The sequence below is a fragment of the Cereibacter sediminicola genome, from assembly GCF_007668225.1.
Taxonomy (GTDB): Bacteria; Pseudomonadota; Alphaproteobacteria; order Rhodobacterales; family Rhodobacteraceae; genus Cereibacter_A; species Cereibacter_A azotoformans.
In genome coordinates this window covers 1-13,020 of the sequence record NZ_VDEK01000037.1, presented here as the reverse complement: position 1 = coordinate 13,020, position 13,020 = coordinate 1, and the positions used below count along the sequence as shown (strand labels likewise).

The window sequence follows — 13,020 nt, the reverse complement described above, 5'->3', positions numbered from 1 at the left end:
TCCGCACGGGTCTGTCGAAATGCCGGCGGCGCATCCCGGGCGCGTTCCCGCGCGGGGAACGGGCGCGGCCCCTGCCCGCCCGGCGCCAGCCTGCCTTCCTGCCTTGCCACGCCGAGGATCGGGCGCGACGGCTCGACTGGGGTGCCTTCCGGCATCCGCACAAAGCTTATCAGTCCAAGAAGATCAGGAGCGCCACCGCGCTCGGCCGGTGCCACCGCCGCTCGGGCGCTGGTCCTGCAAGATGCGATAGCCGCAGCCGATGGTTGCACTGTGCCGCTTGATCTTCATGCGCGCCCCGAGCGGCCGCTCGGGCACAGGACGATTGCCCGCCGCACACGCCCGTCAGGCGACCAGCGCCTCGGCCTTCTTCAGATCCACCGAGACTAGCTGGCTCACGCCCTGTTCGGCCATCGTCACGCCGAAGAGCCGGTCCATGCGCGCCATCGTCACCGCATGATGGGTGATGATCAGGAACCGCGTCTCGGTGCGCCGGGTCATCTCGTCCAGCAGGTCGCAGAAGCGGGTGACGTTCGCATCGTCGAGCGGCGCATCCACCTCATCGAGGACGCAGATCGGCGCCGGATTCGCCAGGAACACCGCAAAGATCAGCGCCAGCGCCGTCAGCGTCTGCTCGCCCCCCGACAGAAGTGAGAGCGTCGAGAGCTTCTTGCCCGGCGGCTGGCACATGATCTCGAGGCCGGCTTCCAGCGGGTCATCGCTTTCCACCATCACCAGCCGCGCCTCGCCGCCGCCGAAGAGATGGGTGAAGAGCGTGCCGAAACTGCCGTTCACCTGCTCGAAGGCGGTCAGCAGCCGTTCGCGCCCCTCGCGGTTCAGGCCCTGGATGCCGGCGCGCAGCTTTTTCACCGCCTCCTCGAGATCGATCTTCTCGGCCTTCAGCGTGTCATGCTCGGTCTGGACGGCCTGCGCATCCTCTTCGGCGCGCAGGTTCACCGCGCCGAGCGCCTCGCGCTGCCGCTTGAGCCGCGCGACGTCGGTTTCCAGCGCCTCGACCGTCGGAAGGCGCTCGGGATCGACCGCCAGCGTCTCGAGAAGCTGCGGGGGCGTCCGTTCGGTCTCTTCCCGGATCCGCTCGGCGGCCAGCTGCAGCGCCTCGGTCGCGGCGTCGGCGCGGGCCTCGGCGCGGGCGCGCGCCTCGCGGCTCTCGCCCGCCTGACGCTCGGCCTCGCGCTCGGCCTCCTGCGCGGCGCGCAGCCCGGCCTCGGCGGCGCCAAGCGCGTCGGCGGCACGGGCGCGGCGCTCCTCGGCCGCCTCTATGGCCTCGGCCAGCTCCTCGCGCCGGGCCGCGATCTCTTCGGGCGCCTCCGCCGCCTCGCGCAGATCCTCCTCGGTCTCGGCCTTGCGCTCGGCCAGCTCAGTGCTGCGCTTCTCGGCGGTCTCCAGCCGGTACTTCCAGCCCGAGAGGTCCTTGGTCACCTCCTGCCGCCGCTTCACCCGCGCCTCGCCCTCGCGGCGCAACTCGTCATGGAGCGAACGGCGCGACATCATGGCGATCCGGGCGGCCTCGACCGCCATCTTCAGATCCTCGATGCCCGCCCGCGCCGCCTCGAGATCGGGCAGGGCCGCGGCCACGCCTTCCGCCTCGCGCAGCCGCGCGCGGGCCTCCATCGCCTCGTCCTCGTAGCGTTTCACCGCAAGCCGCGCCGATTCGAGCTTGCCCCCCGCGATCGAGCGTTCGGCCTCGGCCTTCGAGGCCGCCCGGCTCGCCTCGGTCACGCGGGCGTCGGCCGCCCGTCGGGCCTCGCGCGCCTCCTGATCGGCGCGGGTCAGCTGCGCAAGCCGGGCCTGCAGCGCCTCGTGCGCCTGCCGCGCGCCCTCGGCGCGGGCCGCCACCTCCTCGAGGTCGCGCTTCAGCGCCACCAGCCGGTTCAGCTGCCTGAGCCGCAGCGCCGCGGCCGAGGGCGCATCCTCCGCGCCCGCACGGAACCCGTCCCAGCGCCAGAGGTCGCCCTCCAGGCTCACAAGCCGCTGGCCCGGTTGCAGCAGCGGCTGAAGCGCCGCGCCCTGATCGCGGCCGACGAGGCCGATCTGGCCGATCCGGCGGCGCAGCACCTCGGGCACGCCCACATGCGGCGCGAGGGGCTCCGCGCCCGTCGGCAGCGCGGCCGTCTCGTCATAATCGGGCAGCGCGGCCCAGCCCGAGGGCGCATCCGCCGCCACCTCGGGCGCGCGCAGATCGTCGGAGAGCGCCGCGCCCAAGGCCGCCTCATAGCCCGGCTCGACCTGGATCCGGTCGAGAAGCTGGCTGCCCGCCTGCGCCTCGCGCTCGACGAGCCGCGCCAGAGCCGCCACCTCGGCCCGCAGCGCGTTGGCCTCGCCCTCGGCGGCCGACCGTTGCGCCCGCGCCTCGGCCTCGCGCGACTGCGCCTCGGCCCGCGCCTCGTCGGCCTGAACCAGCGCCTCTTCGGCGGCCTCGGCACGCTCCTGCGCCTCTTCCTGCAGGGCCGCCGCCTCTTCCCAGGCCTCGGCTGCGCGCTCCTGCGCCTCTGACGCCGTCTCGACCGCTTCCCGCGCGCGGGCGGCCTCGGCTTCGGATCTGGCCAGCGTCGTGCGGCTGTCGGCCAGCATCCGCTGCGCCGACTGGTGGCGCGCCGACAGCCGCGCCACATCCTCGGTGCGCTCCGACAGGATCTCCTCACGCTCGCTGAGCGCGGCCCCCGCCTCGCGCGCCGCCTCGGCGGCCTCGGCCAGCCGCTCGTCGTGGCCCTCGTGCGCCGCATCGAGGGCCTCGCGCTCCCACTCCAGACGTCCGATCGTGTCGGCCGCGTCGCGGTTCAGCCCGGCCTCGCGCTCGATGTCGCGGCCAAGCTGGTCCACCCGCGACGTCAGCGTGGCGATGGTGGCCCGCGCGCGATCCTCCTCGGCGGCCAGCGCATCGCGCTGCACCGACAGCCGCTGGAGCACGGCGCCCGCAATTGCCTCTTCCTCGCGCTTGGGCGGCAGCGTCTCCTCGGCCTCGGCGCGGGTGAGGACGGCCTTGCGCGCGGCGGCCTCGGCCTGCCCCGCCGCCATCATCCGCTCGCGCAGGATCGCGAGCGCCTCGGTCCGCGCCAGATCGGCCTCGCGCCAGCGGCGGTAGAGCAGCGAGCCCTCGGCCCGCCGCAGCTCCTCGCCGATCTCGCGGTAGCGCGCCGCCTGCCTCGCCTGCCGCGCCAGCGTGGCGAGCTGCTGGGCCAGCTGGTCGAGCACATCCTCGACCCGCGCGAGATTCTGCTCGGTCGCCGCCAGCCGCAGCTCGGCCTCGTGCCGGCGCTGGTAGAGGCCCGAGATGCCCGCCGCCTCCTCAAGGATGCGTCGGCGGGCCCTGGGCTTGGCGTTGATCAGCTCGGATATCTGGCCCTGCCGCACGAGCGCGGGCGAATGCGCCCCCGTCGAGGCGTCGGCGAACAGCATCTGGATGTCGCGCGCGCGCACATCCTTGCTGTTGGCCTTGTAGGCCGAGCCCGCATCCCGCGTGATCCGGCGCACGATCTCGATCGTGTCGGCGTCGTTGAAGCCCGAGGGTGCCAGCCGGTCGGCATTGTCGAGAACCAGCGCCACCTCGGCGAAGTTGCGTGCGGGCCGCGTGGCCGCCCCGGCAAAGATCACATCCTCCATGCCTGCGCCGCGCATCGCCGTGGGGCGATTCTCGCCCATCACCCAGCGCAGGGCTTCCAGCAGGTTCGACTTGCCGCAGCCGTTCGGCCCCACCACACCCGTCAGACCGTCGTGGATCACCAGGTCGGTGGGGTCCACGAAGCTCTTGAAGCCGTTCAGTCTGAGGCGGGTGAACCGCAAGGCCGGATCCTTCTGATTCCTGATAGGGGCGGCATGGTCCGGCCTGAGGCGCAGCAAGTCAACCGCACCACCCTTGATCTGGCGGCAACCGGCCGGTTATCCCCAAGATGTTGCCGTCTGCAGGTGCCCTAGGATCCCTGGAAAGATGCCATCGCGCTCACCTTCCGGCGCGCGCCCGGGTTCGCACCTGCTCGCGCCAGAGGGTGAAGAGACCCGCCGAGACCACAACGCAGGCGCCGAGGATGACATTGATCTCGGGACGCTCGCTGAAGACGAAGAAGCCGAGCAGCGCCGCAAAGGGAAGTTGCAGATAGGCGAAGGGTTGCACCGCGCTCGCCTCGGCCACCTCATAAGCCCGGATCAGGAACCAGTGGCCCATCGCGGCCGAACAGCACAGCGCCGCCATCCAGAGCCAGTCCGCGGGCGCCATCGGCTCCCAGTGCCAGAGGCCGACGGCGGTCATGGCGATCGCGCCGACCGTCCCCGTCCAGAAGAAGCTGACGGCCGCCGAATCGCCGCGCGCCACATAGCGCGTGAGCAACGAGTAGATCGCGAAGAGCAGCGCCGCCCCCAGCGGGATCAGCGCCCAGGGCGAGAAGACAGCCACGCCCGGCTGAAGGATGATGAGGATGCCCAAGAAGCCCGCCGCGATGGCAAGCCAGCGGCGCCAGCCCACCCGCTCGCCCAGCACCGGCCCCGAGAGCGCGGCAACCAGCAACGGATAGCAGGTGAAGACCGCGTGACTGGCGACGAGGCCCAGCTTCACGAAACCCAGGACCATGATGCAGACCTCGGCCGCCAGCAGCAGCCCGCGCAACACCTGCAGAACCGGAAAGCGCGACCGGACGGCGGGCGCCAGCCCACCCGCCTGCCGCGCGGCCACAGCGATCACGAAGGCCGCGAAGAACCAGTAGCGGATCATCACCACCATGAAGACGCTGTAATGTTCGGCCAGATGGCGCGAAATGCCGTCCTGCAGCGCGAAGATGCAGGTGGTGAGCACCATGAGCCCGATGCCGAGCCGCGTGTTCTGTTCGGTCATTTGCCGAGGACTCCGGTCGTCATGTGCCGCTTGCGGCCGTGTCCGGGCTGGCGGGTGACGGCAAAGCCGGCCTGCGCCAGGGCGCGCCGGACATGGCCCGCCGCCGTGTAGGTGGCGAAGGTGCCGCCGGGCACCGTATGGCGCCCGACCTCGGCCATGAGCGCGTCGGACCAGAGTTCGGGGTTCCGGGCCGGGGCGAAACCGTCCAGATACCAGGCATCCGCCCGACCCTCCCAGCCGGGAAGGCCGGTGCGGGCATCGCCAATCAGCACCTCGACCTCGAGCCCGTCGTTCACGAAGCGCGAATGACCGGCGGCCCAGGCGTCCAGAAACGGGCCGGCCACCGCTTCGGCCTCGGGAAAGGCGCGGAGGGCGCGGGCGATGTCGCGCGCCTCCATCGGAAAGGCCTCGAACGAGGTGTAGCGCAGCTGTCCCGGCCGCCCCGCCTGCCGCCAGGCGATCAGCGTGGCCAGCATGTTGAGCCCGGTGCCAAAGCCGAGTTCGGCGATGGCGAACCCGTCCCGAAAGCGTCCCGGCAGCCCGTTCCCGGCCAGAAAGACGTGCCGCGTCTCGGCCAGCCCGTCGGCGAGCGAGAAGTAGGGATCGTCGAACCGCGTCGAGACCGGCACGATCCCGTCGCGCCATTCCAGGCTGGCCGGGGCGCCGGCCGTCGCTGCGGGGTCCTGCGCGGAAGCGACATCCGTGCTCTGGCCTGTGGCTGGCATCTGTCCTAAGCCTGCTGTCTTCGAAGGTGCGGACATTGGGCGAGGACAGGGCGAATGGCAACGCCGGATCTGACAATTCGCGGCGGCGGGATCTTCGGTCTCGCGGTCGCCTGGGCGGCGGCACGGCGTGGCGCGAAGGTGCGGCTGATCGAGACGGCGCGGATCGGCGCGGGCTCGTCGGGGGGCGTGGTGGGCGCGCTGTCGCCGCATGTGCCCGAGCAGTGGAACGAGAAGAAGGCCTTCCAGTTCGAGAGCCTCGCCCTGGGCGAAGAGTGGTGGGCGGCGGTGGCCGAAGCCTCCGGCCTTCCGACGGGCTACGACCGGCTCGGCCGGTTCCAGCCGCTGGCCGATGCGCGCGCGGTGGACCATGCCCGCGCCCGCGCCGAGGAGGCCCGGACGCTCTGGCGGGGCCGCTTTGCCTGGGAGGTCGTGCCGGCGGACGGAGAGTTCATGCCGCAAAGCCCCACGGGGCTCGTGATCCACGACACGCTGACCGCCCGGCTCAACCCGCGGCTTGCGGTGCCGGCGCTGGTCGAGGCGATCCGCGCCAAAGGCGGCGAGATCCTGATCGGCGAGGGCGATGAGGCGGGGCCCGTGGTCTGGGCCACGGGCGTGGCAGGGCTCGAGGCGCTGTCGCAGGATCTGGGCAAGCCGGTCGGCAACGGCGTCAAGGGACAGGCGATGGTCGTGGGCCTGGACGCCCGCGACCGTCCGCAGATCTTCGGGCCGGGCCTCCTGATCGTGCCCCACGCCGACGGCACGACCGCCGTCGGCTCGACCGCCGAGAAGGAGTGGTCATCGCCGGACACGACCGATGCCCAGCTCGACGAGGTTCATGCCCGCGCGGTGGCGCTCTGCCCCTGGCTCGAGGGGGCGCCGGTCCTGACCCGCTGGGCCGGCCTGCGTCCCCGCGCCCGCAGCCTCGCGCCGATGCTGGGCGAATGGCCGGGGCGGCCCGGACACTTCGTGGCGAACGGGGGCTTCAAGATCGGCTTCGGCATGGCTCCGAAAGTCGGCGAGGTGATGGCTGCGCTGGTTCTGGAAGGGAGGGACGCGATCCCCGAGAGCTTCCGGGTCGAGGCGTCGCTGAAGAAGAAGGTGAAGGCCGAGGACTGACCCACCGACGCCGCACAAGCGGTGGGCATCGGGGTGTGGCGCGTGAGACAGTGCCCCATGCTCGCGGTGCGGACGCCGCCCACGAGGCGACCGTTCTCGGCTCGGACGCTCCACCGGAGCGTCCGCGAGACGCCGCTCACCCGGTAAGCTCGGGGGTGATGCGGACGGGACCGCCGCTGCCACGCAGTTTCGCCCGGTAGATCACCACCGACTCCGTCACCCGCATGACGTAGGTGCGCGTCTCGGCAAAGGGGATCTGCTCGACCCAATCCACGGGGTCCACCTCGCCGGAACGGGGATCGCCGAACTCGGTGATCCAGCGCCTCGGACGGCCGGGTCCGGCGTTGTAGCCCGAGGCCACCAGCGCAAGCGACGGGCCGAACTCCTCGACAAGCTGCGCGAGATAGGCCGTCCCAAGCCGCACGTTGTAGGCCGGATCCTGCGTGAGCCGGGCGGGCTCGTAGTCGAGCCCCAGCCTGGGCGCCACCAGCTTGGCCGTTCCCGGCATCACCTGCATGAGACCGCGGGCCCCGGCCGGGCTGACGACCACCGGGTTGAACTCGCTCTCACGCCGCGCGATCGAGAGCGCGAGCGCCCGGCTCACCGGCAGCCCATCGCCTGGCACGAGATCGGGAACCGGGAAATAGGCCTGCGGCAGGATGGTCCCCTGCTCGGCCGCCTGCTTGCCGATCAGCACCGCCACATGCGGCTCGCCCAGTTCCAGCGCCATCTCCGCAAGCCGCCCGAGATCGCCGGCATCCAGGCTCTCGGCCAGATGCAGCAGGAACCGCTTGCCCAGATCGCGCTCACCGGCCGCCAGCAGCAGCCGACCAGCGGTCAGCACCGACGACGCGGCAAAGCCCGCGTGCCGCCAGTCGCCCGCCCGCGGCGCCGAGATGAGGGCCGGATCGAGCGGAACGCCCGCCCGCTCGGCCGAAAGAAGCCCGTAATAGGCCGTCTGGTAGCGCGCGCCCTCGGCGAAGGCCGCCCCCGCCGCGTCGTAGCGGCCCAGCTGCTCCAGCGCGCGGCCCTGCCAGTAATGCGCCCGTGACACGCTGATCGGCGTCCGCACGGCCGCCTGCAGGCGCTGGAAATGCGTCAGAGCTGCCGCCGGATCGCCCAGCTTGCGCAGGGCGATGAAGCCCGCAAGGAACTCCAGTTCGGCAAAGTCCGCGCCGCCCTCGAGATGGTGGCTCGCCGCGATCCGGTAGGCCGTGCGCGCCTCGCCTCGTTCGTTCATCGCCCGCGCCAGCCCGGCACGGCGGCCCGACCATTGCGAGGGGCTGCCAAGGCCCGCCACGCTCTCGGACCGTTCGAGCAGCAGCGCCACCGCATCCGCCGTCCGCCCCTTCCGCGCGCGCCAGAGAAACCGCTCGTAGGCCAGGCCCGGATGCGACGAGAGGGCCGCGGGCACGGCCGAGATCAGCCCGTCCACGCCGTCCGCATCGGCGCGCAGCGCAAGACGCGCCGCAGCAAGGCGCTTCCAGCCGTCCGACACGCGGGGCAGCATCCGGCGCGCCTGCTCGGGCCGGTTCTCCCACAGAAGCATGTCGAGCCGCGCCTCATGCGCCTGCGCCAGCACGTCGGGAAAGGCGGTGATCGCGGCCGATTCCTCTTCGGCCGTGAAGGCCAGCGTTGTCCATGCCCGGCGGATGACGGCCTCGGCCTCGGGGTGCCGGCCCGACTCGGCCAGCGCGCGGGCAAGTGCGATCGCCCCCTTCGCCGTCGCCGGCGTCCGCGAGCCGAAATAGTCGATCACCCGGGCCGGCGTGGACGAGCGCGCCACCGCCTCTTCGCCCTTGTCCTGCAAGAGCTTCAGCCCCGGCCAGTCGGGATGCCGGGCCAGAAAGCCCTCGTAGTCGCCAAGAAGCCCTTCGCCCGCGCGCAGCCGGTGCCATTCGACGAGCGACTGGGCGAGCGGCCCCGCAACCCGCGCCTGCGCCGCCGCCTCGCTCCAGTTCTTGGACCAGGCAGCGCGCAGCGCAAGGCGGAGCGCGCCCGGATCCTCGGCCCGCGCGGCCAGCGGCGCGCAGATCAGCGGCAGGATCAGGCAGGCCACGAGGTGAAGCGTGCGGAGGCGGGCGGGGGCGGAGGTGGGGCGCGACATGGGCGCAATCTGCCCAAGCCCGTGCCCGCCCGCAACACACAAGCTGTCGAGCGCGGCGCGGCTTGGGGACAACTTGGCAAGCCCTGCGCCGGGCGCTAGGAAGACGCGGTTCAACCGGGCGAGTCTGCCCATTCAGATGGAGATGCGTGTCATGATCAGAGGGTCCATTCCCGCCCTTGTGACGCCGTTCAAGAACGGCGAACTGGATCTGGACACGCTGAAGAAGCTGGTTGACTGGCAGATCGCCGAAGGCTCGACCGGCCTTGTGCCCGTGGGCACCACGGGCGAAAGCCCGACCCTCAGCCACGAAGAGCACGAGACGGTGATCGAGGCGGTGGTGCAGGCCGCCGCAGGCCGCGTGCCGGTGATCGCGGGCGCGGGGTCGAACTCGACCACCGAGGGGATCCGGCTGATCCGCTTTGCCGAGCGGGTGGGGGCCGACGCGGCGCTGGTGGTGACACCCTACTACAACAAGCCCACGCAGGCGGGCCTGATCGCGCATTTCACCGCGCTTCACGACTGCTGCAACCTGCCGATCGTGATCTACAACATCCCGGGACGCTCGGTGGTCGACATGACGCCTGAGACGATGGGCCGGCTCGCACAGCTGCCGCGGATCATCGGGGTCAAGGACGCGACCGGCAAGATCGAGCGCGTGAGCCAGCAACGGGCTTCCTGCGGGGCCGATTTCCTCCAGCTTTCCGGCGAGGATGCGACGGCGCTCGGCTTCAACGCGCACGGCGGCGTGGGCTGCATCTCGGTCACGGCGAACGTGGCCCCGCGGCTCTGCGCCGAGTTCCAGCAGGCAACTCTCCGCGGAGACTACGCCAGGGCGCTGGAGTACCAGGACCGTCTGATGCCGCTGCACGAGGCGATCTTCCTCGAGCCGGGCCTCGTCGGGGCCAAGTATGCGCTCTCGCGGCTCGGCCTCTGCTCGGACGAGGTGCGCCTGCCGCTCGTGGGCCTTACCGATCCGACCAAGGCACGCATCGACGCCGCCATGCGCCACGCCGGACTGATCTGAGCCGGCCGTTCCGCGTCCGCGGCAGCGCCGTCCGAGGGGGTTCGATGCCCCCTCGGACGGCTTCCCCGCCCCATCGCGGCGCGCCGGACGCTGGACAGCGGCCTGGCGCTCGCCTATCTCCGTCCGGTCATGGTCAAGCACTCCGATCCAAACAGCAAGCTCATCGCCGAGAACCGCCGCGCCCGCTTCGATTACTTCATCGAGGAGGAGATCGAGGCCGGCATCATTCTCATGGGCTCCGAGGTCAAGTCGCTCCGGCAGGGCGGCTCGAACATCGGCGAAAGCTATGCCTCGGTCGAGAATGGCGAGCTGTGGCTGATCAACGGCTACATCGCCCCCTACCTGCAGGCCAAGACCTGGGGCCACGAAGAGCGGCGCAAGCGCAAGCTGCTCGTCTCGCGGCGCGAACTGGCCCGGCTGTGGAACGCGACCGCCCGCGAGGGCATGACCATCGTGCCGATCCGCATGTATTTCAACGACCGAGGGATCGTGAAGCTCAAGATCGGCATCGCCAAGGGCAAGAAGCTCGCCGACAAGCGCGCGACCGAGGCCAAGCGCGACTGGGGCCGCGAAAAGCAGCGGCTGCTCAAGCAGAATTCCTGAAGCCACGGACTTGCGCGCACGCGCCACGCCCGAGCGGGCTTGCCTGGAGCCACCGGCAGGATTAAGCGGGATTGGCTTTCCGAGGAGCCCGACATGACCGACGATCCCCGAACGCTCGTTTCCACCGATTGGCTCGCCGCCCATCTGCGCGACCCCGACCTGAGGATCCTCGACGGTTCCTGGTATCTGCCGCAGGAGAACCGGGATCCGCGCGCGGAATACGAGGCCGAGCACATCCCCGGCGCGCGCTTCTTCGACATCGACGAGATCGCCGACCTGCGCTCGGCGCTGCCGCACATGGCGCCGCCGCCCGAGAAGTTCATCAGCCGGATGCGGGCCATGGGCATCGGCGACGGCCATCAGGTCGTGATCTACGACGGCTCGGGGCTGCGCTCGGCCGCGCGGGTCTGGTGGACCTTCCGCCTGATGGGCAAGACGGATGTGGCCGTGCTCGACGGCGGCCTGCCGAAATGGAAGGCCGAGGGCCATCCGGTTGAGGACATGCCGCCCGTCGTGCGCGACCGGCACATGACGGTGCAGCGCCAGGCGGGGCTGGTGAAGGATGTGACGCAGGTGGCCCATGCCTCGAAACTGGGCGAGGCCGAGATCATCGACGCCCGCTCGGAAGGCCGCTTCCGCGGCACCGAGGCCGAGCCGCGGCCCGGCCTCCGCTCCGGCCACATTCCGGGCTCGAAGAACGTGCCCTTCCCGACGCTTCTCACGCCGCAGGGCACCATGAAGTCGCCCGACGAGCTGCGCGCCATCTTCGAGGCGGCGGGCGTGGATCTTTCCAAGCCCGCCATCACCACCTGCGGCTCGGGCGTGACGGCCGCGATCCTGAGCCTCGCGCTCGAGATCCTCGGCCACCGCAACCATGCGCTCTACGACGGATCCTGGGCCGAGTGGGGCATGTATGACGATCTCAAGGTCGCGAAAGGATGACGACGGAATGCTGACCGCCCTGAAACCGCAGCCTGCGGACAAGATCCTGCAACTGATCCAGATGTTCCGCGAGGATGCGCGCGCGGACAAGATCGATCTGGGCGTGGGCGTCTACAAGGATCCGACCGGCCTTACCCCGGTCATGCGGGCCGTGAAAGCGGCCGAAAAGCGGCTGTGGGAGGTCGAGACGACCAAGACCTACACGGGTCTTGCGGGCGAGCCGGCCTACAACGCCGCGATGGCCAAGCTGATCCTTGCCGGGGCGGTGCCCTCCGACCGGCTGGCCTCGGTCGCCACGCCGGGGGGCACGGGCGCCGTACGTCAGGCGCTCGAGCTGATCCGTATGGCCGCACCCGATGCCACCGTCTGGATCTCGAACCCGACCTGGCCGAACCACCTGTCGATCGTGAAGTATCTCGGGATTCCCATGAAGGAGTACCGCTACTTCGACGTCGAGACCGGCGCGGTGGATTTCGACGGCATGATGGCCGATCTTGCCCAGGTGAAGGCGGGCGACGTGGTGCTGCTGCACGGCTGCTGCCACAACCCGACCGGGGCGAACCCGAACCCGGTGCAGTGGCTCGCCATCTGCGAGGCGCTGGCCAAGGCCGGCGCGCTGCCGCTGATCGACCTTGCCTATCAGGGCTTCGGCGACGGGCTCGAGATGGATGCGGCGGCGACGCGCCTTCTGGCCACGCGGCTGCCCGAGGTGCTGATCGCGGCCTCCTGCTCGAAGAACTTCGGCATCTACCGCGAGCGGACGGGCATCCTCATCGCCATCGGCGGCGCATCGGTGAAGGCGACGGTGCAGGCCAACCTCAACTTCCTGAACCGGCAGAACTATTCCTTCCCGCCGGATCATGGCGCGCGGCTGGTGACGATGATCCTCGAGGATGAGATCCTGACCGCCGACTGGAAGTCCGAGCTTGAGGAGGTGCGGCTGAACATGCTGACCCTGCGCCGCCAGCTCGCCGATGCGCTTCAGGCCGAGACCGGCTCGAACCGCTTCGGCTTTGTGGCCGAGCATCGGGGCATGTTCTCGCGGCTCGGCCTCTCGCCCGAGCAGGTCGAGAAGCTGCGGACGGAACATGCGGTCTATATGGTGGGCGACTCGCGGCTGAACATCGCGGGCCTGAACAGCACGACCGTGCCGGTTCTGGCGAAGGCGGTGGCGCAGGTGCTGCGCGGCTGACGACGGCTCGGAGACGCTTTGGGGGGCGCAGGCACGGACCTGCGCCCCTTCTGCATGGGCTGTGCCGCCGAAGTTCATCAGGAAAACGATATGCGATGGATTTCTTCGAAGCCAAGATGGCGCGTTTGCCACAACGGAGCTGCGTCAGGCCGGTTTTGGCAGGCCCGGGCGTCAAAGAGATCGAGTTGCTCCGGGGTGTGCGGGTTGTTCCGTTGAAGGTGCGGCTGCCGATATGGGCAGGGTGTTTCTGGATGCGGGCGAGTAGATCGAGCGCGGTGCGCGGGCTGGATGTGGCCCTTGGCCTCCAGCCGCAGGCGCATGACGCAATACAGCGTGGGCGCGGATGCGCTCAGGCAGCCGGTGGTGGACCGGGGCGATCTTGATGTCAGACTTCAGCACGCGGAAGCCACGCTCGATGGCCTCCGACTTCAGGCGCTCCGGGTTGTCTCCGGCGGTGAGCAGAAGCTGGGC

9 protein-coding genes and 1 pseudogene are annotated in these 13,020 nt (G+C 70.6%); 5 read left to right on the top strand and 5 right to left on the bottom strand.

Features of this window, described 5'->3' with window-relative positions; translation table 11 throughout:
• Nucleotides 1-342 precede the first annotated feature (342 nt).
• The 3 genes from smc to mnmC2 form a co-directional block, all read right to left on the bottom strand.
• Nucleotides 343-3,798: a chromosome segregation protein SMC gene (gene smc, locus FG154_RS17550; RefSeq protein WP_145110711.1), complete on the bottom strand. Its 3,456-nt coding sequence runs from the start codon at nt 3,796-3,798 to the stop codon at nt 343-345.
• A 157-nt stretch (nt 3,799-3,955) separates the two neighbouring features.
• A complete protein-coding gene (locus FG154_RS17545) occupies nt 3,956-4,840 on the bottom strand; it encodes a DMT family transporter (RefSeq protein WP_145110708.1) in 885 nt (294 codons plus the stop codon).
• On the bottom strand, nt 4,837-5,565 hold the full coding sequence (gene mnmC2 / locus FG154_RS17540) for a tRNA (5-methylaminomethyl-2-thiouridine)(34)-methyltransferase MnmC2 (protein WP_145110705.1): 729 nt from the start codon (nt 5,563-5,565) through the stop codon (nt 4,837-4,839). The genes FG154_RS17545 and mnmC2 overlap by 4 nt, the downstream gene beginning before the upstream one ends.
• 54 nt (nt 5,566-5,619) lie before the next feature.
• Here mnmC2 and FG154_RS17535 point away from each other — a divergent pair, with 54 nt between their 5' ends.
• The gene (locus FG154_RS17535; RefSeq protein ID WP_145110702.1) at nt 5,620-6,681 is read left to right on the top strand and encodes an NAD(P)/FAD-dependent oxidoreductase; all 1,062 of its coding nucleotides are present in this window, start codon (nt 5,620-5,622) and stop codon (nt 6,679-6,681) included.
• 136 nt (nt 6,682-6,817) lie between these two features.
• On the opposite strand, the gene FG154_RS17530 is transcribed toward FG154_RS17535, so the two are convergent.
• A complete protein-coding gene (locus tag FG154_RS17530) occupies nt 6,818-8,788 on the bottom strand; it encodes a lytic transglycosylase domain-containing protein (protein WP_145110699.1) in 1,971 nt (656 codons plus the stop codon).
• A gap of 151 nt (nt 8,789-8,939) precedes the next feature.
• Here FG154_RS17530 and dapA point away from each other — a divergent pair, with 151 nt between their 5' ends.
• From dapA to FG154_RS17510, 4 genes are all read left to right on the top strand, one after another.
• On the top strand, nt 8,940-9,812 hold the full coding sequence (gene dapA / locus FG154_RS17525) for a 4-hydroxy-tetrahydrodipicolinate synthase (RefSeq protein WP_145110696.1): 873 nt from the start codon (nt 8,940-8,942) through the stop codon (nt 9,810-9,812).
• Between the two features lie 129 nt (nt 9,813-9,941).
• Complete coding sequence (smpB, locus tag FG154_RS17520) at nt 9,942-10,415, top strand: SsrA-binding protein SmpB (RefSeq protein WP_145110693.1); 474 nt, start codon at nt 9,942-9,944, stop codon at nt 10,413-10,415.
• 93 nt (nt 10,416-10,508) lie between these two features.
• Complete coding sequence (gene sseA, locus FG154_RS17515; protein WP_145110690.1) at nt 10,509-11,357, top strand: 3-mercaptopyruvate sulfurtransferase; 849 nt, start codon at nt 10,509-10,511, stop codon at nt 11,355-11,357.
• A gap of 7 nt (nt 11,358-11,364) precedes the next feature.
• A complete protein-coding gene (locus FG154_RS17510; protein WP_145110687.1) occupies nt 11,365-12,549 on the top strand; it encodes an amino acid aminotransferase in 1,185 nt (394 codons plus the stop codon).
• Between the two features lie 144 nt (nt 12,550-12,693).
• On the opposite strand, the pseudogene FG154_RS21110 reads toward FG154_RS17510, so the two are convergent.
• Nucleotides 12,694-13,020: pseudogene (locus FG154_RS21110) on the bottom strand (IS1634 family transposase); the annotation flags it as partial.